General features: G+C 63.5%; 17 protein-coding genes and 2 tRNA genes. 6 read left to right on the top strand and 13 right to left on the bottom strand.

From position 1 onward, the window contains the following. Together tssB and IP92_RS26565 are read right to left on the bottom strand one after the other, a co-directional pair. Entirely contained in the window at positions 1 to 504 is a 504-nt protein-coding gene (tssB, locus tag IP92_RS26560) for a type VI secretion system contractile sheath small subunit (protein ID WP_145881015.1), read from the bottom strand. A gap of 8 nt (positions 505 to 512) precedes the next feature. After that, positions 513 to 1,094, bottom strand: coding sequence for a tetratricopeptide repeat protein (locus IP92_RS26565; protein WP_145881017.1), 582 nt, complete (start codon positions 1,092 to 1,094; stop codon positions 513 to 515). Positions 1,095 to 1,251: 157 nt separating this feature from the next. Here IP92_RS26565 and tssJ point away from each other — a divergent pair, with 157 nt between their 5' ends. Next, positions 1,252 to 1,845 (top strand): type VI secretion system lipoprotein TssJ, encoded by a 594-nt coding sequence (gene tssJ / locus IP92_RS26570; protein WP_229418983.1) that lies wholly within the window; start codon positions 1,252 to 1,254, stop codon positions 1,843 to 1,845. Positions 1,846 to 1,926: 81 nt separating this feature from the next. Next, complete coding sequence (icmH, locus tag IP92_RS26575) at positions 1,927 to 2,703, top strand: type IVB secretion system protein IcmH/DotU (protein WP_145881021.1); 777 nt, start codon at positions 1,927 to 1,929, stop codon at positions 2,701 to 2,703. A 12-nt stretch (positions 2,704 to 2,715) separates the two neighbouring features. On the opposite strand, the gene IP92_RS26580 is transcribed toward icmH, so the two are convergent. From IP92_RS26580 to IP92_RS26595, 4 genes are all read right to left on the bottom strand, one after another. Beyond that, complete coding sequence (locus tag IP92_RS26580; RefSeq protein WP_145881023.1) at positions 2,716 to 3,495, bottom strand: OmpA family protein; 780 nt, start codon at positions 3,493 to 3,495, stop codon at positions 2,716 to 2,718. Positions 3,496 to 3,507: 12 nt separating this feature from the next. Further along, on the bottom strand, positions 3,508 to 4,476 hold the full coding sequence (gene tagF, locus IP92_RS26585; protein ID WP_145881025.1) for a type VI secretion system-associated protein TagF: 969 nt from the start codon (positions 4,474 to 4,476) through the stop codon (positions 3,508 to 3,510). Beyond that, the gene (tssM, locus tag IP92_RS26590; protein ID WP_145881141.1) at positions 4,476 to 8,246 is read right to left on the bottom strand and encodes a type VI secretion system membrane subunit TssM; all 3,771 of its coding nucleotides are present in this window, start codon (positions 8,244 to 8,246) and stop codon (positions 4,476 to 4,478) included. Before tssM ends, tagF begins: the two co-directional genes overlap by 1 nt. Positions 8,247 to 8,321: 75 nt before the next feature. Further along, positions 8,322 to 9,152 (bottom strand): M15 family metallopeptidase, encoded by an 831-nt coding sequence (locus IP92_RS26595; RefSeq protein ID WP_199271913.1) that lies wholly within the window; start codon positions 9,150 to 9,152, stop codon positions 8,322 to 8,324. 122 nt (positions 9,153 to 9,274) lie between these two features. On the opposite strand from IP92_RS26595, the gene IP92_RS26600 reads away from it, so the two are divergent. After that, entirely contained in the window at positions 9,275 to 9,934 is a 660-nt protein-coding gene (locus IP92_RS26600) for a hypothetical protein (protein WP_145881027.1), read from the top strand. 1 nt (position 9,935) lies between these two features. Here IP92_RS26600 and IP92_RS26605 read toward each other — a convergent pair whose 3' ends face one another. Beyond that, entirely contained in the window at positions 9,936 to 10,700 is a 765-nt protein-coding gene (locus IP92_RS26605) for an alpha/beta fold hydrolase (protein ID WP_229418984.1), read from the bottom strand. A gap of 86 nt (positions 10,701 to 10,786) precedes the next feature. Between IP92_RS26605 and IP92_RS26610 the strand changes: the two genes are divergently transcribed. The 3 genes from IP92_RS26610 to IP92_RS26620 all read left to right on the top strand — a co-directional run bounded on the left by IP92_RS26610 (position 10,787) and on the right by IP92_RS26620 (position 14,206). After that, on the top strand, positions 10,787 to 11,353 hold the full coding sequence (locus tag IP92_RS26610; RefSeq protein WP_145881029.1) for a type 1 glutamine amidotransferase domain-containing protein: 567 nt from the start codon (positions 10,787 to 10,789) through the stop codon (positions 11,351 to 11,353). Between the two features lie 322 nt (positions 11,354 to 11,675). Then, positions 11,676 to 12,623, top strand: coding sequence for a HamA C-terminal domain-containing protein (locus IP92_RS26615; protein ID WP_199271914.1), 948 nt, complete (start codon positions 11,676 to 11,678; stop codon positions 12,621 to 12,623). Continuing rightward, positions 12,620 to 14,206: a DEAD/DEAH box helicase gene (locus IP92_RS26620; protein WP_199271915.1), complete on the top strand. Its 1,587-nt coding sequence runs from the start codon at positions 12,620 to 12,622 to the stop codon at positions 14,204 to 14,206. Before IP92_RS26615 ends, IP92_RS26620 begins: the two co-directional genes overlap by 4 nt. A gap of 1,616 nt (positions 14,207 to 15,822) precedes the next feature. Here the strand turns inward: IP92_RS26620 and IP92_RS26625 are convergent. The 6 genes from IP92_RS26625 to IP92_RS26650 form a co-directional block, all read right to left on the bottom strand. Next, positions 15,823 to 16,530, bottom strand: a complete 708-nt coding sequence (locus IP92_RS26625) for a hypothetical protein (RefSeq protein WP_158206698.1) — start codon at positions 16,528 to 16,530, stop codon at positions 15,823 to 15,825. A gap of 67 nt (positions 16,531 to 16,597) precedes the next feature. Further along, entirely contained in the window at positions 16,598 to 17,635 is a 1,038-nt protein-coding gene (locus IP92_RS26630; RefSeq protein ID WP_229418985.1) for a lysozyme inhibitor LprI family protein, read from the bottom strand. A gap of 57 nt (positions 17,636 to 17,692) precedes the next feature. Continuing rightward, a tRNA-Asn gene (locus IP92_RS26635) sits at positions 17,693 to 17,768 on the bottom strand. 79 nt (positions 17,769 to 17,847) lie between these two features. Beyond that, entirely contained in the window at positions 17,848 to 20,052 is a 2,205-nt protein-coding gene (locus tag IP92_RS26640) for a TonB-dependent receptor (RefSeq protein ID WP_145881033.1), read from the bottom strand. Between the two features lie 198 nt (positions 20,053 to 20,250). Continuing rightward, a tRNA-Asn gene (locus IP92_RS26645) sits at positions 20,251 to 20,326 on the bottom strand. 89 nt (positions 20,327 to 20,415) lie between these two features. Next, positions 20,416 to 22,341, bottom strand: coding sequence for a M61 family metallopeptidase (locus IP92_RS26650; protein WP_145881035.1), 1,926 nt, complete (start codon positions 22,339 to 22,341; stop codon positions 20,416 to 20,418). Positions 22,342 to 22,413: the final 72 nt, after the last annotated feature.

Genomic DNA, 22,413 nt, shown 5'->3' on the forward strand with positions numbered 1-22,413 from the left:
TCATTCCTCCGGGGTCGGGGATTTGAATTGCGCCAGCTGCTCGGTGTTCTGCAGCACGTCGGTGAGGATGTCTTCCAGCTTGTCATTGCCGGCCAGCTTGTTGCGCAGGTCGGCCAGCTTGCCGCGCGCCTCGAGCAGCTTCGCCAGCGGCTCCACCTGCCGCACGATCGCCTCGGGGCGGAAGTCCGCCATCGAGCGGAAGCGCAGCTCGACGCGCAGATCGCCATCGCCCGTCAGCCGGTTCGGCGCCTGCACCAGCGCGACCGGCTCGACGCCGGCAAGCACTTCGTCGAAGTTGTCGTTGTCGACGTTGACGAAGCGGCGGTCCTTCAGCCGCTTCTGCTCCTTCTCCGAGTTGCCACCGTAGTCGCCGATCACGCCCAGCACGAAGGGCAGTTCCTTGTTCTCGATCGCGTCGCCGATCTCGACGTCGTAGGTCATCTGCACCCGGGGCGGCCGCACCTTGTTCAGGCGCTTCTGCACGCTGTCGCCGTTCTTGGCCATGGTCGCTCCTATTTCAGCGCGCCGAACGGATCGGCGCTGTTGGCTTGGTTGGACGTGTTCTTGCGCACCTGCGCGCCGCCGGTGACGGGCACCGGCTTCTTCGCCGCGACGGGCTTGGCGGCCTTCGACGGCACCAGCACTTCTTCGCCGAGCGTCGAGCGCAGCAGGTTCGCCAGTTGCTGCGCTTCGGTGCGCAGCGGGCCGCCCAGGTTGTTCTGCCGGCTCAGGTCCGCCACCGCCTTCGTCGACAGCCGCAGCCCGGCGACGGCAACGATGCTGTTGCCCTGCCGGTCCGCGGGATCGCGCTGCAGCGCCTCGAGGGCATTGGTGATCGCGTCGCCGTAGCTGCCGCGGTCGAACTTCAGTTGCGCGATCTGCAGCCACGGCGCCTTCTCGGCCGGGAAGCTGCTGCCGGCATGGCGCAGGATCGTGTAGGCCTTGTCGGCATCGCCGGCGGCGACGCTGCGCTCGGCGTCGGCCAGCGCCGCATCGAGCGTGGCGGCGGGCGGCACGGCGTTGTTGGTGGTGCTGGTCGCGCATGCCGACAGCAGCAGTGCACTGGCCAGGCAAGGGATCAGGTGTCGTCTCATCGTGGTCCTCCTTCCGAATGGTGGAGGCCATTATTGAAGACTTGGTGGGAAGAACAATTGCGTTGACGCAAGCTCGTCACCGGGTACTTGCGTGAACGCAAGAGCGGCGGGCGGCCCGTTCGGTTAAATGAGTGACCGGCTGAACGGAGGAGCACCGATGAAGCGCATCGCACGTATCAAGATCACCGCCATCCCAATCATCGCCATCGGCGCCGCGCTGTGCGGCTGCGGCACCGGCGTTTCGCTGGCGGGCGCCGTACTGCAGGTCGCCGGGATCCGGAGGCCGCCGGAACTTCCGGACGCGCAAAAGCCGCCGCGCAACGTGAACATCCGGCTGCACGCGGCGGCAACGCTCAACAGCGGCGACGCGGGACCGCCGTTGTCCATCGTCGCGCGCATCTACACGCTGCGCCAGGCCGACGCGTTCGAACGCGTGGCATACGAGACCTTCACGAACGCGCACACGGAGCGCGAGCGGCTCGGCACCGACCTGCTGGACGTGAAGGAAGTGCTGCTGATTCCCGGCCAGCGCTACGAGGTCGCCGAGAAGGTCAGCCGCGAGGCGGGCTACATCGGCGTCGTCGCGCTGTTCCGCAACCCGAACGGCCAGCGCTGGCGCGCCGCCTTCCCCGCCGGCGAGGCGGAAAAGGCCGGCATCACGCTGGGCGTGCATGCCTGCGCGCTGACCGTGGGCCAGGGTGCCGCGGCCCGCCAGCAGCAGCTGGCCCGGCCGCCGGCACGCTGCGCCTGATCACTGACACGAGGAGAACCCGATGACGTCCATACCGCACCTACCGCAATGCCCGCCCGACCGCCGCAGCAAGGTGGCGCCATGACGCCCCAGATCGAACGCCGCGGCGCGCCGTCGCTGTTCGGCGCGCGCCCCGTCACGTCCGACGGTTCGCGCGTCCATTCGCTGCTGGACCTGATGCACGAAGGCTTCCACCTGCTGTTCCTGCTGAAGACCGGCTCGGCGCCGCCGGGCGAGGACGAGTTCATGGACCGGGTCGGCGCGTTCCTCGGCGAATTCGAGCGCGAAGCCCGCAAGCTGCGCGCCGAAGGCGACGACATCGACGCCGCCAAGTACGCCTACTGCGCGGCGCTGGACGAGATCATCCTCGGCTCGCCGTTCCCGATCCGCGACGCGTGGGAGCGCCGGCCGCTGCAGCTCGCGCTGTTCGGCGACCAGCTGGCCGGCGAACACTTCTTCGACCGGCTCGACGAACTGCGCGGCAAGGGCGGCACGCGGCTGCAGGCGCTGCAGGTGTTCCATATGTGCCTGCTGCTGGGCTTCCGCGGCAAGTACGCGCTCGACAGCAGCGACAAGCTGGCCTACATGACGGCGCGCCTGGGCGACGAGATCGCCCACATCAAGGGCAAGAGCGCCGGCTTCGCGCCGCGTGCGGGGCGGCCCGACCAGGTCGTCAACAAATTGCGCAGCAACGTGCCGCTGTGGGCCGTCTGCGCCGTGTTCGCGCTGGCCGGCATGGCGATGTTCACGGGATTGCGCGCCTCGCTGAACCGCGATGCGCAAGTGGAGCTGGCCGCTTACCACGACCTCGTCAAGCTGGCGCCGCGGCCGGCCAGCCTGACGGTGACGCTGCCTTAGTGGCTCCCTTCGTCAGTCCGCGACGCGGAACTCGATGCGGCGGTTGCGGGCGCGCCCGTCCGCCGTCGCATTGTCGGCAACGGGCCGGTCCGGGCCCTGGCCGGACACGGTGATCATCGCCGGATCGATCGCCTTGCCGGCCAGGTAGGTGCGCACCGCTTCGGCGCGCGCCAGCGACAGCGCCAGGTTGCTCTCGCGCAGGCCGGTGTTGTCCGTATGGCCGATCACCTCGACCTTCTTGCCCTTCACCTTCAACAGCGCGGCTGCCATCTCGTCCAGGATCTGCATGCCGGACGGCCGGATCAGCGCCTGCCCGCTTTCGAACTCAATGATGCGCCTGGCCAGTGCCGCATCGAGCAGGTTCTGCTCCGCGGCGCTGACGCGCAGCGCGTTCTTGACGACGTAGGTGGGGTTCAGGCTGGACGCGATATCGCTGGCGATCTGCTGCCGCTGCGCCTCGTTGGCCACTTCGCCCTGCACCGTCACGGCGTTGCCGTCGACCTTCAGCTGGCCCTTGCTGATCAGCTTCAGGTTCCCGTTGATCAGCTTCTGCACGTAGCCGTTCCAGTTCGGCGGCAGCACCACGTTGCCGATCGCGATCTGGTCGACAACGCGATCGAAGCCATACAGCTCGCGCACGCGCGCCAGCATCGCCGCCTTGCTGGCCTCGTCCGGCACGGTGCCGCTGACGAGCACCTGGCCCGGCATCGGCGTCACCGGTGCCGGCACCTGCGCGGCGGCGCCGGCGGCAGCGCACACCAGCAACAGCATCCCCATGGGTTTGGTTTGCATCGTCGTCTCCGCTCAGGCAAAGGTCTCGTTGAACATCGCGCGGGCGCCGGCCAGCGACAGGCCGTCCTGCGCCAGGCAGGCGGACAGCCGCTGCGCCGCGTGGTCGTTGATGATCATGTCGTCGACCCACGCCGTCTCGTCGAACGCGATCAGCTGCGCGCCGGCCGTTTCGGGATCGATAATCGCGTGCAGCGCGGCCGGGGTGGCGCCGGAAAAGCCGACCACGAGCATCGTCTGGCCGTCGATCTCCGCCACGAACAGGGCCAGCTCGATCTCCAGCCGGTCCAGGAACGGTGCGATCAGCGCCAGCCAGAACGCGGCGACCTGGGCGCGCGCATGCTCGTCGCGCGGCAGCGGCAGCACGAGGCTGCGGTCCAGTCGCGTGCTGCCGGTCCACTGGAACGGCTGCAGCAGCAGGCCGATGCCGAGCACGATGCCGCGCACGCAGTAGCGCCGGCCGCCCTGCGCCAGCAGCGCTTCCAATGCCGCCATGTCGGTGGCGGCGGCGAAGCGCTCTAGCGCGGCCGCATGACCGTCGCAGCCGGCATCGGCATCGAGCACCGCGCGGCCCAGCGCCTGCAGCGGCGCCGCCGGTTCCGGCGCGTTCAGTGCGTCGTCCGCCAGTGCGCCCAGGCGCAGCCACAGCGGCGTGAGCGCGAGGGGGCTGACGGCGATGAAGGTGTCCGGCTGGGGCACGTCCAGCGTGCCGACGGCGATGAACGGGAAGCGCCGGCCCGATTGATCGTTGCTGGCGGCGAGATGGCCGGCCACCGCCACGCGGCTCTGCGGGCCGACGAACGCGAAGTGCAGCGGCTGCGCCGCATCGTAGTGCTGCTTCCAGCGGGGATTGGTCGTCAGCTGGTTCATCATGCCGGCCAGCCATTCGTCGAGCAGGCCGGTGAGTTCATGCTGCGCGCCGCCCTTGACGAAGTCGGAACGGGCCGGCAGCTTGCCGAAATAGCCGATTTGGAACGTGGTCATCACAGGGCTCCTCCCGCGGTCGCGGGCGCTGGGGGTGTCGTCGATGTCTGCAGCGGCGCCGCGGCGCCGACGATGGTTTCGGGCAGCTGCATGCCGCCGTATCCGGGAGTGGGCGACGCGGACTGGCTGGTGACGGCCGCGCTGCTCGTGATGCGCAGGTCGACGGCGACGCTGACGCCGCCGGCGCTCCAGCGCAGCTCGTGCACGCCGCCTTCCTTGCGCTGCTTCTGCGCCGCGTCGATCATCCGCTTCAGGCCGAACTCGCCGGGCTCGTTGAACAGTTCGACGGTGCGGCCGTCGAACGTGACGGCCGTGATGCGCGCGCCGGGCGCGCCCTGCGTAGCCGGATGCACCATGCTGTACCACTGCGGCGGCGTGTTCCGGTAGCGCATCTGCTGGCCGTCGATCTCCACGGTGAATTCGGTGGTGCCGGGCGCGGGGTTCGGCAGCAGCTGGAACATCGTCTGCGCCGTCGACGGTTGCACGCCCCCTGCCCCGGCCGCCGCGATCCACGCGGGGAAGCGGCCCACCGCCTGCGGCTGCAGCGTGATGCCCATGTCGGCCCACGTGCGCGGCGCGAGCACGTCGCCACGCCGCACAACCAATGGGCCCATCGACGTGGTGACGAACTTCGCCACCAGGCCGTCCGGCCCGAAGAACTGCGCGATCTCCGCCTGCGTGGCCTCGATGCGGGCGGATTCGGCGAACGGGTACTTGTTCGCCAGCGTGCGGCTGAACGGCTCGTACACCTGCGCCAGCCACGTCTTGTTGATCTCCGCCTCGGCCGGTTTGACGATGACGGCGAACGTCTGCATCAGCGGGCGCACCAGCAGCGGCCGCACGGCCTGCTTCTGCGTGTCGCTGATCCCGTTCAGCATCTGCTCGTCGACGAAGCGCAGCGCGTCGGCCAGTTCGGAGCCGCTGCCCTCCAGCGTCTGCTGCATGAACTGCTTGGCGCCGGGGCCCGGATCGCCCTGGTTCTTCAGCTGGTTCAGGCGTCTGCGCAGGCGCGACAGCGTGTCGAGATAGGAGCGCAGCAGCGAGGCATCCTTCTCGTTCGTGCCGACGATGCGGGCAATGGGCGCGAACTCGCGGCCGATCGGCCCCATCGCCTTGTCGGGGCCACCACTGAAGCCGCCGCCGTCCAGCTGGATGTTGACGTTCACGCTGCCACCGACGGGCGACGGCGCGCGCCGCAGCACGTGCATCTTGATCCAGTTGACGAAGCCGGCGCGCGCCTCCTTCATCTGCGCGTTCAGCGCGCCGGGATTGTCCCACGCCGTCTGCGCGTTGATGGTGGTGAGGATCTTCGCGATCGGCGACGCCTGCGGATCGCCCAGCCGGTTCATCGCCGCGACAGCGCCGTTGAAGCCGTTCATGTCGGCGATCGCGATGCCCTGCACGAACTTCTGCCATTCGCGCGTGTAGTCGGCCTTGTACATGGCGACCAGGTTCTTCTGGATCTGCTCCGGGCTGCCCTCCAGCGTCAGGTCGTCGCGGCTGGCCGTCTTCAGCACCCAGTCGGTGCTTTGCAGCTCCTTCGCCGACGCCTCGCGGATCGCGGCGGCCACGTAGCCGTCCCACGCTTCGCGGGTGAAGGTGCCGGCCACCGCGTGGCTGCCCTGCACCAGTGCGGCGTCCTGCTCGCCGACGATGCGGCCCACCGTCATCGCCGGATAGCGGGTGGCGGCGCGCGCGCGGATCTCGGCGTACACGCGGTCGCGCGCCGGCATGCCGCGCACCACGCGGCGCAGGTTCTCGCGCGCCGTGTCCACCAGCGCCAGCTTCTGTTCGATGCGCGGCCAGGACGGATCCTGGCACTGGCCGAGGTAGAACGTCATCAGCCGCTCCGCGCTGCGGATCATCTGCTCGCGCGGCATCGCGCCGCGGTTCGCTTCCAGCCAGCCGCGCCAGAAGCGCGTCAGCTGGTCGTTCAGATGGCCGGGCTCCGCGTGCACGGGGTCGGCCAGCATCAGGTACGTCTTCAGCGCGTTGTACGCATCCTCGACGTTGGTCGGCGACGCATCGGCATACGCGCGCGTCGCGGGTGCCTGCGCCGGCTGCGCGCCGGCCGCCGGTATTGCCAACTGGTCGGCGTTCGCATTCATCTCGTACAGCAGCGCTTCCAGGTTGGCCGTCACGGGCTTGACCATCACTTCGCGCACGCCGCCAAAGTATTCCTCGCGCAGCTTGCGCTCCAGCAGCTCGCCCTGGTACAGCCCCAGGCTCAGCGCCCACGGCTTGTCGCGCCGGTACTGGTCCAGCTGCTCGATGCGCTTTTGCAGCACGTCGAGCGCGTCCAGCCGCGATTGCAGGTCGAGGCGGCGGTCCTGCAGCTTGACGACGTTGTCGAGGTCTTGCCGCACCGTCGCCACCAGCGCGCGGTTGCCGAGGTAGGACCAGCTCCAGCCGGCCAGCGCGACGCCCAGCAGCACGGCCGCGGCGACGAACGCGCCGTACTTCAGCTGCAGCTTGCTGCGGCTGGCGTATTGCGACACGAGGTTGCGGTCCTCGAAGATCACCTTGCGGAACAGTTCGAGCAGGAAGTAGCCGGTCTGGCGCAGGCTGTCCTGCGGCGCCGCCGCCGCCGTCAGGCTCAACTTGAAGCGGCCCGCCACACTGCGCGACTGGGCGCTTTCCGGCACGCCTTCCTGCAGCGCGCTGGTGAAGTAGAAGCCGCGGAACAGTGGCTTGAACTGGAACGGGTTTTCCTCGAACAGCGTGGCGAGGAAGGCGCGCAGCGGCACGCGCAGCGATGCGAATTCGAGCGGGAACGTGAACACGCCGGCGGGCGGTTGGTCGCGCCGCTGCAGCGTCATGTTGGCCACGCTGGTTTCCTTCAGGCCTTCGTGCAGCTCGTCGAACGCCTGGTCGAAGAACGCCAGGATCTCGTGCGTGCCGGTCTTGCGCTGGTACGGCATCGTGGCACCCCAGGCCCGTTCGCGCTCGCCACGCTCGAACCATGCGAAGAAGTCGGCGAAGCCGGCGATCAGGTCGGCCTTCGTGAACATCACGTAGACGGGCGCGAAGACCTCGAGCCGTTCGATCAGGTCCTGCACGCGCTTGCGCAGGCTGCGCGCCAGGCGCATGCCGGCATCGGCGTCGGCGCCGCGCAGCTCGGCGATGCTGACGGCGATGATGATGCCGTTGATCGGCGCGCGCGGCCGGTGCTTCTTCAGCAAGTCGAGGAAGCCGTGCCATTCGCCCTTGTGCTCGTCGTCGACGGAATAGCGGCCGGCCGTGTCGAGCACGATGCCCTCGGTCGTGAAGAACCAGTCGCAGTTGCGGGTGCCGCCGACGCCCTGCACGACCTTGTTGTCGGCGATCGGGAACTGCAGGCCAGAGTTGGTGACGGCGCTGCTCTTGCCGGCGGCCGGGTTCCCGATGATCATGTACCACGGCAGTTCGTACAATGCCCGGCTGCCGCTCCGGATGCCCAGCTTCGAGCTGCGGATCGTGTCGATCGCTTTCAGCAAGTCGCCGCGCAGCGCATCGATGTCGGCGCCGCCGGCCGTGCCGGCGCCCGTTGGCGCGGCGCCGCTGTCCGCCTCGATCGCCGCTTCGAGCCGGGCCGTGCGGCGCGCCGCCAGGTAGCGCCGCAGCCACCAGCAGAACAACCAGAGCAGCAGCGTCGCCGCCGTGGCCGCGATCGCCCAGATCAGCGCCAGCTCCAGTAATTCGGCACCGAGGTAATAAAGTCCCGCCATGGCCAGCAGGCCAATCACCGTGAGGTGGCGGGAGTCCGTCAGGAACAGCCAGATTCTTCGCATCATGTGGCACCCGTATGTGAGGGATCGGATGATGGTGCCACTATCCACCAGGAAATTTGTTGACGAAGCGCAACCTCAGCGGCGGCGTGTCCGCAGCTCCACATGGCCGAAATCCATCATTCTCCAGCGCCCGCCCCACGTCAGCCCGGCCGCCTCGGCCACCTGGCCATACAGTTCATAGCCGCGCATCGCCCACGGGTCCTTTTCCGAAATGACGACTTTGCCGTCGCGCAGGAACGCGCAGTCGCCCGCCAGCCCGAACTGGTGCCAGCTCTGGAATGCCCGGGCGTTCGTCACGTGGCCGCCGGCGTCCGCCAGCTCGTTCTGCCGCTCCGGGCTCCGATACCCTTCCAGCAAGACCATCTCGTAGCCGTGGCGCTCACGCATCAGTTTGAAGACGAGCAGCAGGCGCTGCGTGAAGTCGGCATCCAGCAAGTCCCAGTTGCGGTTCGCGCCGGCCAGCTGCGGGCGGATCAACGTCACCTCGGCTGTCGTGAACACGGCAGGCGGCAACGCCGGCGGCGCCACCAGTCGCTCGCCGCGCAGCAGCAGCGCCACCTGCTCGTTGACCGCGTGAGTGTCCTCCGCGACGCCCGGCAGCTGTAGCCGCCCGGCCAGCAGCAACGCGGCCAGCGGCGGCAGCATGACGAAGGCGATGCAGGCGGCCGACAGCAGCGGGTGGCGCGCCAGCACGCCGCGCGCCGCCGCCAGCAGTGCCCGGCCGCGCCGCGACAGCGACGACGCTCCCTGTGCGCTTTGTTGGTTCGCCGCGCGCCAGCGCCGGTCCAGGCCGCGCCCCATGCGCAGCACCGCATCGGCCAGCGCGTCGCGGCCGGCCGGGAACACCAGCAGCCAGCCGCCGACGCAGGCGGCAACGAACAACAGCAGCATCGAAAAGAGAAACATGGTGCGCTCCGTCAAGACATTGGCATGAGGCCCGCGCGACACTGGCGAGCGAATGGGGTTGCCCCATCGTAACGTTCCGTTCGGCATCAGCCGAGCGCCACATCAAGCTTTGGAGGTACACCTTGGATGCGTCAAAACCTGGCAAGGGAATCCTGGCGAGCCTTGAACACGCGAAGGGCCGGCAGCCCACCCGCATCCACCCGCACCGGGGTGACGGCCTGGCCAGCGGCCGCGGGCCGGCCCTGGTGATCGGCAGCGGCGTGCTGGTGGGAGCACTGCTGGCGTGGTGGATCTACAGCGGCCCGTCGCCCATCGTTGCGCACGAAGCGGCGCTGCCGGTGCCGCAACCGGCGCACGTCGCCGCCGCGCCGGAAGCGCCGCCCGCGGCCGAAGCGACAGCGGCGGCAGCGGCGATCATCGAGGATGCGCCGGCACCTTCCGCCGTGGTGGCCGCCGCACTGGCGCCCACGCCGGTCGCCACCGTCGTGATGCGGCGCGAACGCCCGGCCGCAGCGAAGCCGCAACCGAAGGAGGTGCGCCGCGACAGCCCACCGCGCTCCCTGCGCACCGTGCGCGCGCCGGCCGCGCCGGACACCGATGTGGCGCTGCTGACGGCCCTCGTCGCCCATGCCAGCGGTGGCGACGTCGTCGAACCGCATCTGGCCGACAGCACTGCCAGCCTGCTGCAACGCTGCCAGCGCGTCGGCGGTGAGGAAGGACGCCTGTGCCGGCTGCGCATCTGCTCCAGCCGCGCCGACGACGACGCGTGCCGGCCGCAGTAGCTCAGGCGCTTGCCGCGGCGATGAACGCGCCGGCCAGTTCCAGCACGCGCGCCGGCTGGTCGACGTGCGGCGCATGACCGCAGTCGTCCAGCAGCACGGTGCGCGCGCCGCGGACGCCGGCCTCGATCGCGTCCAGCTGCGCCGGCGTGCCGTACTGGTCATCCCTGCCCTGCAGCGCCAGCACGGGGCAGGCGATCGACGGCAGCGCGTAGCCGATGTGCCAGTGCGCGAAGCCGGGGCTGCGCCATGTGTCGGCCCAGGCATGGAACAGCGCCGCCGTCTTGTCGCCATGATGGCGCGCCAGGCCGGCCAGCTTGCCGGCTTCCCATGCCGCAGCCGCGGCGGCGATGCCGTCCAGGGTCACCTGCTCCACCATCACGTGCGCCGCCAGCGTGACGATGCCGCGCAGCCGCGCCGGCGCCTCCGCAGCATGCAGCAGCGCGATGCTGCCGCCATCCGAATGCCCGAACAGGACGTAGTCGCGTTCCGGCAGCAGCGCCGCCAGCACGGCGGGCAGTTCGGCAAGCGCGTAGTCGTGCAGGTAGTGCACCGTGCGGCGGCGCGTCAACGCGGGCGAGCGGCCATAGCCCTGCCGGTCGTACACGAGGCCGGGGCAGCCTGTCGCCGCGCACAGCCGCCGCGGAAAATCCTTCCACATCGATACGCTGCCCAGGCCCTCGTGCAGGAACACGAGCACCGGGCGCGCATGGCCGTCGACCGCTTCGCCGGCGATCCATTCGTGATACAGCTCGCTCGATTCCGTCACCGGTGTCCTCCCTATGTTCGTGCGCGCACATCGCGCGAGCGCGCATTGTGGCACGCTTTCGGCCTTGATTTCGACAGGAGGACACCATGGCAAAAGCACTCAACGGCAAAAAGGTCGCAGTACTGATGACGGATGGCGTGGAGCAGGTCGAATACACGGAACCGCGCAAATTTTTGGAGGAGCACGGCGCCCAGGTGACGCTCGTGTCGCCGAAGGCCAAGGGCGAGCAGGTGCAGGGGTTCAATCACCTGGAACCGGCGCAGAAATTCGAAGTGGAGCTGGACGTGCGCGATGCCCGCCCCGCGGAATTCGACGCGCTCGTGCTGCCGGGCGGCGTGGCCAATCCCGATCAGCTGCGGCTGTCGATGGAAGCGATCACGTTCATAAAGGAATTCGCCCGCGAAGACAAGCCGATCGCCGCGATCTGCCACGGCCCGTGGACGTTGATCGACGCCGATCTCGCCAAGGGCAAGCGCATCACGAGCTGGCCCAGCCTGAAGCTGGACCTGCGCAACGCGGGCGCCGAATGGACCGACGAGCAGGTGGTCGTCGACGGCAAGCTTGTCACGAGCCGCAAACCGGACGACCTGCCGGCGTTCAACCAGGCGATCTTGCGCGAGCTGGGCGGTTCGAGGGCCGGCGAGCGGGCGTGAGGCCCCCATATACACGAAGCCCGGCATCGCTGCCGGGCTTTTTCACATGCTTGCTAACGATCTAAATTCGCCCATGAGTAGTCCAGTGCCAAGTCGCCTCGTTGGGTCGGAAGATGTCGCTACGATACACGACAAATTGGGTCTCGCTGTAATGACACCTCCAGTCGCACAAACATCCACTAACGTGTTGCGCGACTTACACAACGTTGATTTTTATACTGGATGCACATACAGTATAAGATACGATCCAAGTACCGGGCGGGGCTGATGTGACAAATTGTGACTTTCTCAGCAGCATCGCTGTGTTAGTGTCCAGAGACCAATGGTTACTCAAGGCATCGACACTATGTCTTTTCAATTCGAAATTCTGTTCGACGACATGTTTTCGAAAATCTGCAACGACGCTAGCCTAGCTCCTGTGCAACGCAAACGTTTACTCAGCCTAGTGAACGGATATGAGGATGGCAAATGGCGGTCTGGACGCTTTCATAGCTTCATATGGGACAACATCGCTCAAACTGCTTTAACTGAAAGAGAGCGCTCCAACTTAGTCGACCGTTCACACAGTGCGCTCGTCGCGGCAGCAAGGAATCTTCGACTTACTGATAAAGAGGATGATATCAGCGAAGGAAGCGAACTCGCAGAAATTGTTCTATACGGCGTGATGAAACATTATTATAAAGCGCTCCCTGTGGTTCCAAAGATATTCTACAAACAAAATACGCAGGATAACGCGAAGGGGGCGGACAGTGTCCATATCGTGGTCACGAATGATGACTTTTCTCTTTGGTTCGGAGAGGCAAAATTCTACAACAGCATTGACGATACCCGCTTGGGTTCAGTTATAACATCTATCCGGAATGCCATCGATACCGGCAAGTTAAAAAAAGAGAATGCCATTATAACTAATGTTAACGATTTAGATGACTTAGTACTAAACAAGACACTCTTAAAATCAATAAAGGCTGCATTGGATAGCGATGAATCTATCGATAAAATTGTGGGGAAGCTACACGTCCCAATATTATTGATCCATGAGTGTGGAATCACAAATTCTAGTAGCAGCCTGGACAACGAGTACCGGGAAAAGGTTATTTCATACCACACAGATAGAGCCAACGCATACTTTAAGAAACAGATCGCCAAACTTAGCTCTATTGCGAAATATCCGAGCATCACCTTCCACCTCATTTTGCTGCCTGTACCCAACAAGAAGGCTATCGTGAGCAAGTTTATTGCGAATGTTGAACACTACAAAGGCCAGGAATGAACGCGAATATCTTCTCAAAGTGCAAGAGTGTCAACGACCACTTGCGCAGTGGCAATGAAACTACCGCGAGAGATGAACTGATAAAAGTACTCGCTCACTGCGAAAAGGAACACATTCCCTATGATCCGCTAATTAATCATCTTATCAGGGAAACAGGGCTGTACCCGTACATGAAGCTGGAGAATGCAGGTTGGCAAGACCGGTATCTTTTCGAGGCGTTCAAGGTTGACATTGGCGGCGACGTTCCTGCCACTCTTCATCGGGACCAATCCGCTCTTCTTCGTTCATTGCTTGATGGCCAGAACTTGGCGATAAGTGCCCCGACGAGCTTCGGTAAGAGCTTCGTTATAGACTCCTTCATTGCCATCAAACGACCGCTGAACGTCGTTATTATCGTACCCACAATTGCTCTCGCAGATGAGACTCGTAGGAGATTACACAGGAAATTTTCTGATGCCTATAAAATCATTACCACTGCGGATGTCCAACTAGGCGAAAAGAATATCCTGATTTTCCCCCAAGAAAGAGCGATAGGATATGTCGACAAGCTCCCAGCCCTGGACATTTTGATCATTGATGAATTCTATAAAGCAAGCAAGAAATTTGATAAAGAACGTGCTCCGTCGTTAATCAAGGCCATCATGCAGCTTAGCGAAAAGGCTGCGCAGCGGTACTTCCTTGCGCCAAACATCTCGGAATTAAAAAAAGGCGTGTTTACGAAAGGGATGCAGTTCAGAAGGTTCGATTTCAACACAGTGTTTTTGGAAAAGAACGAACTTTACAGGCAAATTTCGAACGAAGAGCAAAAGAGTCAAGCACTGCTCAAAATTCTGGCTGAAACAGACAATAAAACGCTTATCTACGCTGGCACCTATTCCAACATTTCAAAGATATCGAACCTCATCTTAGCAAATATTCAGCCCGAGTCCACGCCGCTTCTCGATAGCTTCTCCAATTGGTTATCGGCTAATTATGATCCGAACTGGAACCTAACGAGCCTAGTCAAACGCAGAACAGGCATTCATAATGGACGACTGCACCGCTCCCTAAGTCAGATTCAAGTCAAACTTTTCGAAGAGCCGTCTGGCTTGCAAAATATAATCTCAACATCTTCAATAGTCGAAGGCGTCAACACCTCAGCAGAAAATGTAGTGATCTGGAGCAACAAGAACGGAAAATCAAATCTAAAAGACTTTACCTACAAGAATATTATAGGGAGAAGCGGGCGAATGTTTAAGCACTTCATCGGAAGAGTTTTTATCTTGGAGAGCCCGCCTAAGGACGAGCAGACCGTATTAGATTTAGACCTACCAGATGAGTTACTTGGCACGCTGGATGAGGTAAAGCATGAGGCCGACCTTACGTCAGAGCAAATACAAAAGATAATAGACTATAAGAATGAGATGAGTCGCATCCTAGGTGAAACGAAATTTAACGATCTCCTAGCTGCGAATGCCTTTCAATCTTCCAACTCGGAAGTTTTGAAGAAGATTGCAATGGATATTCGCAATGATCCAGCAAGTTGGAATGGCCTATCATTCCTGAATTCTGACAACCCTGCAGACTGGGACCGCTTTTTGTAAAAGGTTATTAATTTCGCCCCGGGAGGATGGGAAGCGCCATATGGAGTTTTTGTTGATTTCATAAAGATCCTGTCGCAAAATTGGAAGCTATCCATTCCCGAGTTATTGCAGAAACTTGATAGAATTGATATTGGCATTGACGCTTTTTTTCAGCTCGAGCGTAACGTAGTATTTAAGTTTGCAGCGCTGCTATCAGACGTAAATACGCTTCAAGCGGCAATCCTACGCAATAAGGGGTATGACGTGTCCCCATTTCTCGCTAAGGTATCGTTCGCCTTCCTCCCCCCTGTTGTGTACCAACTTGAGGAATATGGCTTACCCCGCATGATCAGCCGAAGGATCCAATCCGCAGGATTGTTGAATTTTGAGGACGGAAATATTTCGGTCCATACAGCAATAGATCAACTAAATGCGATTGGGGTGGGTCGCTTGAAACGTGCAGTAGGAGGACTGCAAGACTTTGACACATATCTTCTTGACTATTTCTTCGATGGCATTCGGCAGCCTTCTCGGGCTGCGGCCGGAAGCCGACCTTAAATGGCTCGACTCCGACGTTCCGAGCGGGACGCTCGAAGCCTAGGTCAGGGAGGGATGCGGCAGGCGGGATCCCGAAACCTACCTACTCCCTTTTTCAATGGCGTAGGAGCAGTACCAATCGAGGAAGCCTTCGATATCGTGACTCATCCTTAGGACGTTGACGGTGATTGGCGTAGATTTGGCAAGCGGCTTTTCCGGGGGAACTCCTTCAGCCCTGAGAATGAGCAGTTCAACTTCGAAGTCGTTAGCAATGTCACGAACCGCATGTGTTTAGGCGCCGAATGGACGGCGCAGTTGTCCCTCACCTCTTTCAGCGGCATCTCGAACCAAGAGGTCCCGCGTCGGACGTAATCCGCGTGAGACTCGTGCTCACCATACGGCTCGCGAAGTTTCAGGAAAAACTTTTTATGGTCGCTAAACGATTTGAAACTCGGCCGGTTTCCGCCCGTCAGGAAACGACTCGACAAAGCAGTCAAACGGTCTAGCAGTATTCGCGCGTGGATCAGGCAGTTAACAATCTCAAGTTCGGTATACGGCGCTATCTCCGAGTACTTGTCGGCTATAACTCGCAGCTGGGGGTGTAAACCACACGGCATTTCCTGGCGTAGTAGGCCGAGCTCATGTAGCGCGCGACGACCGAGGTGTTTGTGAGGAAGCGTCGGGTTGACAGGAAGTAAAGCTGATACGCGTCGCGGTAGCGGGAAATGTGGGTGCTTAGTATTGGGTCCGAGTCATGTCCTAAGCGTTCGAACCAAGGCTCCAAAGGATTGCGCCTGATCCTCGCCACCTCCTTTCGGACGTTTGGCCGTTTTCCGAGGGGGCGGTGCCCCAAGGGGAAATTCATGCTGTGCTACTCCAGGTGTAGAGGTCGGCTGGGGCCTGCCTTCGATAGCCACGCAGAACGCCTTGCATTTAACGGGCGATGCGTATAGCTTGCTCCGGGGCATTGTAAGACAAATTGTAAAAATGGGCTCTGTAGCCGCTGAGTATCGTTAGAACGTAATGAGTATAGGAGGGCATCGAAAGCATAGCACTCTATGCAGCAACATGCCTTGTCTCGACGATGAGGGAATTACACTTCAGTCAACGTCATCGAGTCCAAGGACCGTTTCGATTTCCGACTCGCTCAAGTGGAACAGCGGGCGGGCGCCGTCCGTGAGTCGCTCGAAGAAGGCGCTCATTGTGGCTGTAACATGCGAAATGAACGTTGCTTTCAGCTCGAATCCAAAGCCGTCCGCATGGACGTACCCTAGCCCTGCATCTCGAAACGAAATGTGAACGCTCCTTTCGACGTATTCGTGCAGTTGGGAATTGCTGCCTATGTCGCCAGATGAATGGACGATTGAATTCCTCAGTTGGCGGAATGCGTCAAGTTCGCGCCAATAGATCTCGGCAGCGGAGAAGTCCACGCCAACCGTCTTCTCCAGATAGTCCCTGTACTTGCGGATGTTACCTCGCGCTGGAGGGGGCCCTTGAACGTCAAGGCATTCGCTCAGGTACCGGCAGTATTGCGCCAGTGCCGACTCAAGGACGCTGTAGAGGGAAAGCAGCATCGAGCATCTGTGCATGCTCGGATAGTTATGCTCGAAGTCATACCGCTCTGCTCCGAACTCTTCGAAAACCTCTTGCGCGAGGTCTGGATCGCAGACGTCGAGGGCCTCATCGATATGCGAATGCAGGGCGTCAATGCGAAGCGCAAGCAACATCTCAACCGCGTTGTGATGATTGCCGATAAACTTCATATCGGTACGGATGACCTTCCAGCGCCGGAGGATCATCAGCTCCAAATGCAACTTGTCGAGTTCGCTCTCTGAATACATTTCGGACTGTTCCTGTGACGGCAGGGTCCTTAAATTAAGGTACCGCGTTCGCGGTCTCTTGTATCTTTGCTTGCGCGGATCGCAATGCGCCTTCGGCCTTGGCGACGTTTCCGCTGCCGTGCATCAACGCGACGAGCATCGGGGCGAGTTCCTTGCAGAGCCCGTCGATTCCGACCTCGTCGCCCATTCCAATAGCCTTGTGAAGGGTCTGAGGAAGGTTCTCGACGGGCTCGATCGACGCGTGGCGGCCAGGCAGCCAGTTCATCAGCCGCTTGTGCTGGGCGCGGTATTGATCGAGCAGGCAGCCCGGCAGGTCGGCCGCGGCACGGCATTGCTTGTCGCGCTCGCGCAGCCATTGGCGCTGCAGCGCCTGCAGTTCGGCGCGCGCGGCCAGCGTGTCGTGGCCGTGGCGGATCTCGGTGTACAGCTTGGTCAGTTCCAGGTCCGCCAGCGCCAGCGCGGGCGTGCCGCAGATGGCGCGCTCGATGGCATTGCCCGCTTGCGCGCAGTCGAACGACGGGCCGCCTTCCGGCGGGACGAAGCGCGCGGGCGGCGCGAACGCTGCAACGTCCGCCTTGCTGGACTTGCCCTGCCGGTCGATGAACTCGACGCTGGCCGGGCGCAGCTGCTCTTCGGCGATCCAGTCGCGCAGCGCCTTGAGGGCCGGCTCCGGCACCGCATCGGCAGCGAAATCGTTCGACCCGAGGCGCAGCGCACCGTCGTCGTAGTTCGCGCCCAGCGCCGCGCCGGTCGCCGTGTCGATCCAGAAGAAGCCCTTCACGGGGCATGCGTGCGCGACACAGGCGGACATGCTGACGTAGCGCTTGTCGGTGACGATCACCGGGTCCGGCGGCCCGCCCAGCGCATCGACGACGTCGCGCGCCAGCGCCTTCGGCACGTGCGCATTGACCAGCGGGCGGGCGCGCTTGTCCCAGATCAGCGCATTGGTCGACTTGCCTGCATAGTCCAGCAGCCACGGCACCGGCTGCGCCGCCGCGGCCCATGCCGCGCCACACAACACCGCTGTCACCATCCACTTGCGCATCGCATTGCTCATCCACGCATTGCTCATCGATTCTCCCGGTACAAAGCAAAAAGCCCAACCGTGAGGCTGGGCTTTTCAATGTTCTGGCTCCCCGACCTGGACTCGAACCAGGGACCTGCGGATTAACAGTCCGTCGCTCTACCGACTGAGCTATCAGGGAAAAGAGGCCGTATTATAGCGGCCTGATTCGCGGCTGGCAAGAGGAGATGAAACGCCTCTTGCCAGGCCCCGCGCAACCGTTAGAACGTGCCTTTAAATTGCACGCCCCACTGCCGCGGCTCGTTGATGAAGCCCGTCAGGTTGTTGAAGTCGATCGCACCGGTGATGCGCTGCTGGTCGGTGATGTTGCGGCCGAACGCGGCGATCTCGTACTTGCCGCCTGCCCAGTTGTAGCCGACGCGCAGGCCGCCTTCCGTCAGCGGCTTGCCGGTGAATTCGGCGGCTTCGTACAGGAAGAAGTTGACCTTGCTGCGGTACGACCAGTCGGTCAGCACGAACAGGTTGCCTTCAGCCAGCGGGAAGTTGTAGCGGGCCGACAGGTTGACGATCCACTTCGGCGCCTGCGGCAGCGGGTTGCCGTCGATGACGACGCGGCCGGCGGCGTTCAGCGGATCGAGCACCGTGCACTGTGCGCACTTGTTCACGGACAGCGAAGCATCCTGGATCTTCGTGTAGTTGTAGCTGGTCGAGGCGGAGACCTTGAAGTCCGGCGTCACGAAGCCTTCGATTTCCGCTTCGATGCCGCGGCCCTTGGTCTTGTTTGCGTTGATCAGCGCCGTGACGTTCGAATTGCCGCCGACGACCGTCAGCTGCTGGTTCTTCACGTCGTAGTCGTACACGGACAGCGACGCGCGGGCACGGCGGTTCAGCAGGTCGGCCTTGATGCCGGCTTCATACGACGTGATCGTTTCGGCGTCGGCGATCGTGGCCGGGCCGGAGGCGGACGGTGCGCCGATCGACGGTGCGCGGAAGCCCGTCGCCACGCGGGCGTAGGCCGACACGTCCTGGTTGATGGCGTACGTGGCCGACAGGTCCCAGTTGGTCTTGTGCTTTTCGGACTCGATCGTCGCCGGGCCCTGCAACGTCGTGCCGGTCGCTTCGATCGTATGGAAGTCCTTCTTGTCGTTCGTGTAGCGCAGGCCGCCGCGCACGGTCAGCGCATCGGTCACCGCATAGTTCACGGAGCCGAATGCCGCCCATGCCTTGTTCTTCTGGTTGCTGACGACGCGGCTGGTGCGCGCGCCCGCGACGTTGAAGTTGTCGCTGCCGCCGGTGGCGTCTTCATCGAAGTAGTACACGCCGGCCTGCCACGACAGCGGGCCTGCTTTCTTCGACTCGACACGGAACTCCTGCGAGTACTGCTTCAGGTCCGGCAGCACGGAGGCCGTCTCGACCTGGAACGGCACCACGCCAGGACCGGTCGGGTTGCCGCCGTCGATGTCGCCGCGGCTGTTGTACTCGGCGATCGTCTCGTAGCCGGTGATCGAGTACAGCTTCACGGCGCCCAGGTCCCACGACAGGCGCACGTTGGCGCCGCGCGTCGTCAGGTTCTGGTAATTCTGGCCGTTCGTGTAGATCTTCTCGGCGTCGAAGCCGTCCACCAGGTTGTTCGTGCCCTTCTGGATGATGTTGGCACGGAACAGGCGCGAGCTGCCTTCGGTGGTGCGCTGGTGAACGTTGAACAGCGCGTTGAACGTGCCGTTCGGCTGGTACAGGAACTGCACGCGCTCGGCGTGTTCGTTGTAGCCGTCCAGCGTGTCGGCGCTGTTGTTGGTGTAGGCGTTCTTGACGTAGTCGTCGCGGTGCTGGCGCAACGTCGAGACGCGCATCGCCCACTCGTTCGACAGCGGGATGTTGGCCGCGCCTTCGGCATTGATCGTGCCGTGCGTCGCGTACGACAGGTTGTAGTAACCTTCGACGCCTTTCAGGCTCGGCTTCGCGGATTCGAACTTCACCACGCCGGCCGGGGTGTTACGGCCGAACAGCGTGCCCTGCGGGCCGCGCAGCACTTCGATGTTCGCGAGGTCGAACATCGGGTAGCCCTTCAGGATCGGGTTCTCCTGCACGACGTCGTCATAGATCAGCGACACGGGCTGCGACGCGAAGATCGAGAAGTCGGCATTGCCGTAGCCACGGATGTAGAAGCGCGGGAACACGCGGCCCGTCGACGATTCCACGTTCAGGCTCGGCGTCTTGCCGGCGAGGACGCGCACGTCCTGGCCGCCGGACAGGATCACGTCCAGCTTCTCGTTCTGCAGGGTCGAGACGGAGACCGGCACTTCGCGGATGTTCTCGGCGCGGCGCTGGGCCGTCACGGTCACGGTTTCGAGCTGGCCGGTGGCGGCCGGGGTGGTTGCCTGGGTGGCTTCCTGGGCCAGCGCGGCCACTGGCAGCGCAGCCGTAAGAGCGAGGAGACGCTTATGCATCTTGGACAGTTTCATCATTTGCTTTCCTGGGTTTGAAAAAATACTGCAAAGGTGTACAACGCTGTCTCCCGTTCTCTTGTGTGGGATGCCCGCCCGGCCTGGTGTTGCGCGGTGCCGTGTGCGAACTCCTCTTATGGTCGCACTGCCAACTACCTGAACTTTTGTTATCGCGACGGATAATAAAAAGCCGCGTATGAAACGCGGCTTTTGGTGTTCTGGCTCCCCGACCTGGACTCGAACCAGGGACCTGCGGATTAACAGTCCGTCGCTCTACCGACTGAGCTATCAGGGAAAAGAGGCCGCATTATAGCGGCGCAAAACGCAGTTCACAACACCACTGTTGTTTTTTGGCACGCCGCATGGGTTTCGCGCGCACACCGCTCAGCGGGGCCGGAACAGCGCTTCGAAACGGTCAGGCGTGCCGGCAACGCGTTCGAGTACCGGGTAGCGCAGGCCACCGCGATAGTCGAGCGTCGCGGTGGTGCTGGCGCCATCCTGGCGGAACGTCAGCACGACCGGTGTTCCGGCGGAGCCCGCCGTTGCGGCCACCGCGGCGCCGAGCGCCGCCACGCTGAATGGCTGGCCATTGACGGCGGTGATCTGCGCGCCCGGTGCGAGCCCGGCGCGAAACGCCGGCCCTTCCCATGCGACGGCGCGCGCGACACCGGCCTTGGTGACTGTCAGGCCGATGGCGTAGCTGAAGTCCGCAATGCCGCCGTCCTCCTCCAGCAACCGGAAATAGGCCGTCGGCTCGTTCGTGTATGCCAGCCGGTAGCCGGCGCGCGCCAGGCCGTCGAGCAGATGCGCGTCGTCGTGCGCATCGAGGCGCTCGCGCAGGAAGCCGGCCCAGTCATACGGGGCGATGCGGCGCAACGTGTCGGCCACGTCGGCGAACGTGTACGTCAGCGGCGCGCGGCTGCCGTCGCGCATGCCGAAGAAGGCGGCCGCGAAATCGTCCAGGCCGCGGCGCTCGCCGGTCAACTCGCGCAGGCGCATGTCGACATCGAGCCACAGCAGCATGCCCTCGCCGTAGTAATCCTCGCGGCGCTGCCAGTCGCGCCAGGCGACCGGCTTGCCCGCCATGTAGCGCGGGTCGGCGGTGCTTTCCTGCAGCGATTTCCAGCGCCGGCCGATGCGCGCCTGCGCAAGCGCCGCCTCGGCGGCAAACACGTCGCGCGTCTGATGCGCCGTGCGCAGGCCGGCGCGTGCCGCGATGACGTTGCCCCAGAACTGCGTCTGCCCTTCATAGACCCACAGCAGGCTGTCGCGCATGATGGAGTTCAGGTTGGGCGTCCACATGTCCGCCGGCACCCGGAATTTGCCGTTCCACGAGTGCACGTATTCATGGGCGAACAGGTCGCCCGTCAGCAGGCGCGCATCCGCGCTCGTGAACATGTCGGGCGGACCGTTCAGTTCGGCCGATTCGAGGTGTTCGAGCCCGCCGGAACCGGCCACCACGTCGCTCGCCGTGGCAAGGAAATCGAAGCGGTCGTAATGCTCGGAGCGCAGCAGCTTGCGCGCTTGACGGACGGCCGCGCGGTAAGGTTCCAGCTGGGCAGGCGTGATCTCCAGCTGGTCCGCGCGGTCCGCCGCCACGTGCAAGAACACGGGCCGGGAACCTTCCGCGTCCAGCGCGTACCGGCGCAGGTGACGGCCCGCCAGCACGGGCGCATCGACCAGCTCCTCCATCGATACGGGGCGGTACTCGATGCGGCCTTCCTGTTCGCGCGCCACGTCCAGCGCGCTGCCGGTCCGGAAGCCCGCAGGCAGCGCCAGCGACGGCTGCACCATCACATTGCGCATGAACCAGCCCGCCGGGTACAGCACCATGCGGTTCCATGGCACCAGCATCACGTCGGGCGCCATCGTCTTGCCGGCGCCGATCGGGGACAGGTACTGGAATTGCACGTCGACCGTACTGGTCCCGGGCGGCACCGCGACGTGGAACGCGAACACGTCCGCGGCATCGCGGCGCCACGCCAGCCGCTTGCCGCCGGCGCTGGCGACGAGGCCGGCGAGCGGCGCGACCATGCCGGTGTCGGCGTGGCTCGCGGCTTCCCATTGCGGGTACAGCAGTACCAGGTCGCCCGGCCGCTGAACGGGGATCGATTCACGCACGGTGTAGATCTTGTGCGCGGTGTCCGTCGCATCCACGTGCAGCCGAATCGTCCCGTTGAACGCCATGTCGCGCGGTGCGGCGATCGGCGGTTCGGGCGGCAACGGCTGTGGCCCTTCGGTGGCGTGGACCATCGCGCAACCGCCTGCCAGCAAGGCGGACGACAACGCAAGCACTGAACTGAGTCTCATCGGATCTCCGTGATTCCTGGTCGACGGACCTTACAAGCGTTGCGGCGTGCCGTCAACCTTCCCTCGCGTCGT

Source organism: Pseudoduganella flava, assembly GCF_007830495.1.
In the GTDB taxonomy this organism is placed as follows: domain Bacteria; phylum Pseudomonadota; class Gammaproteobacteria; order Burkholderiales; family Burkholderiaceae_D; genus Rugamonas; species Rugamonas flava.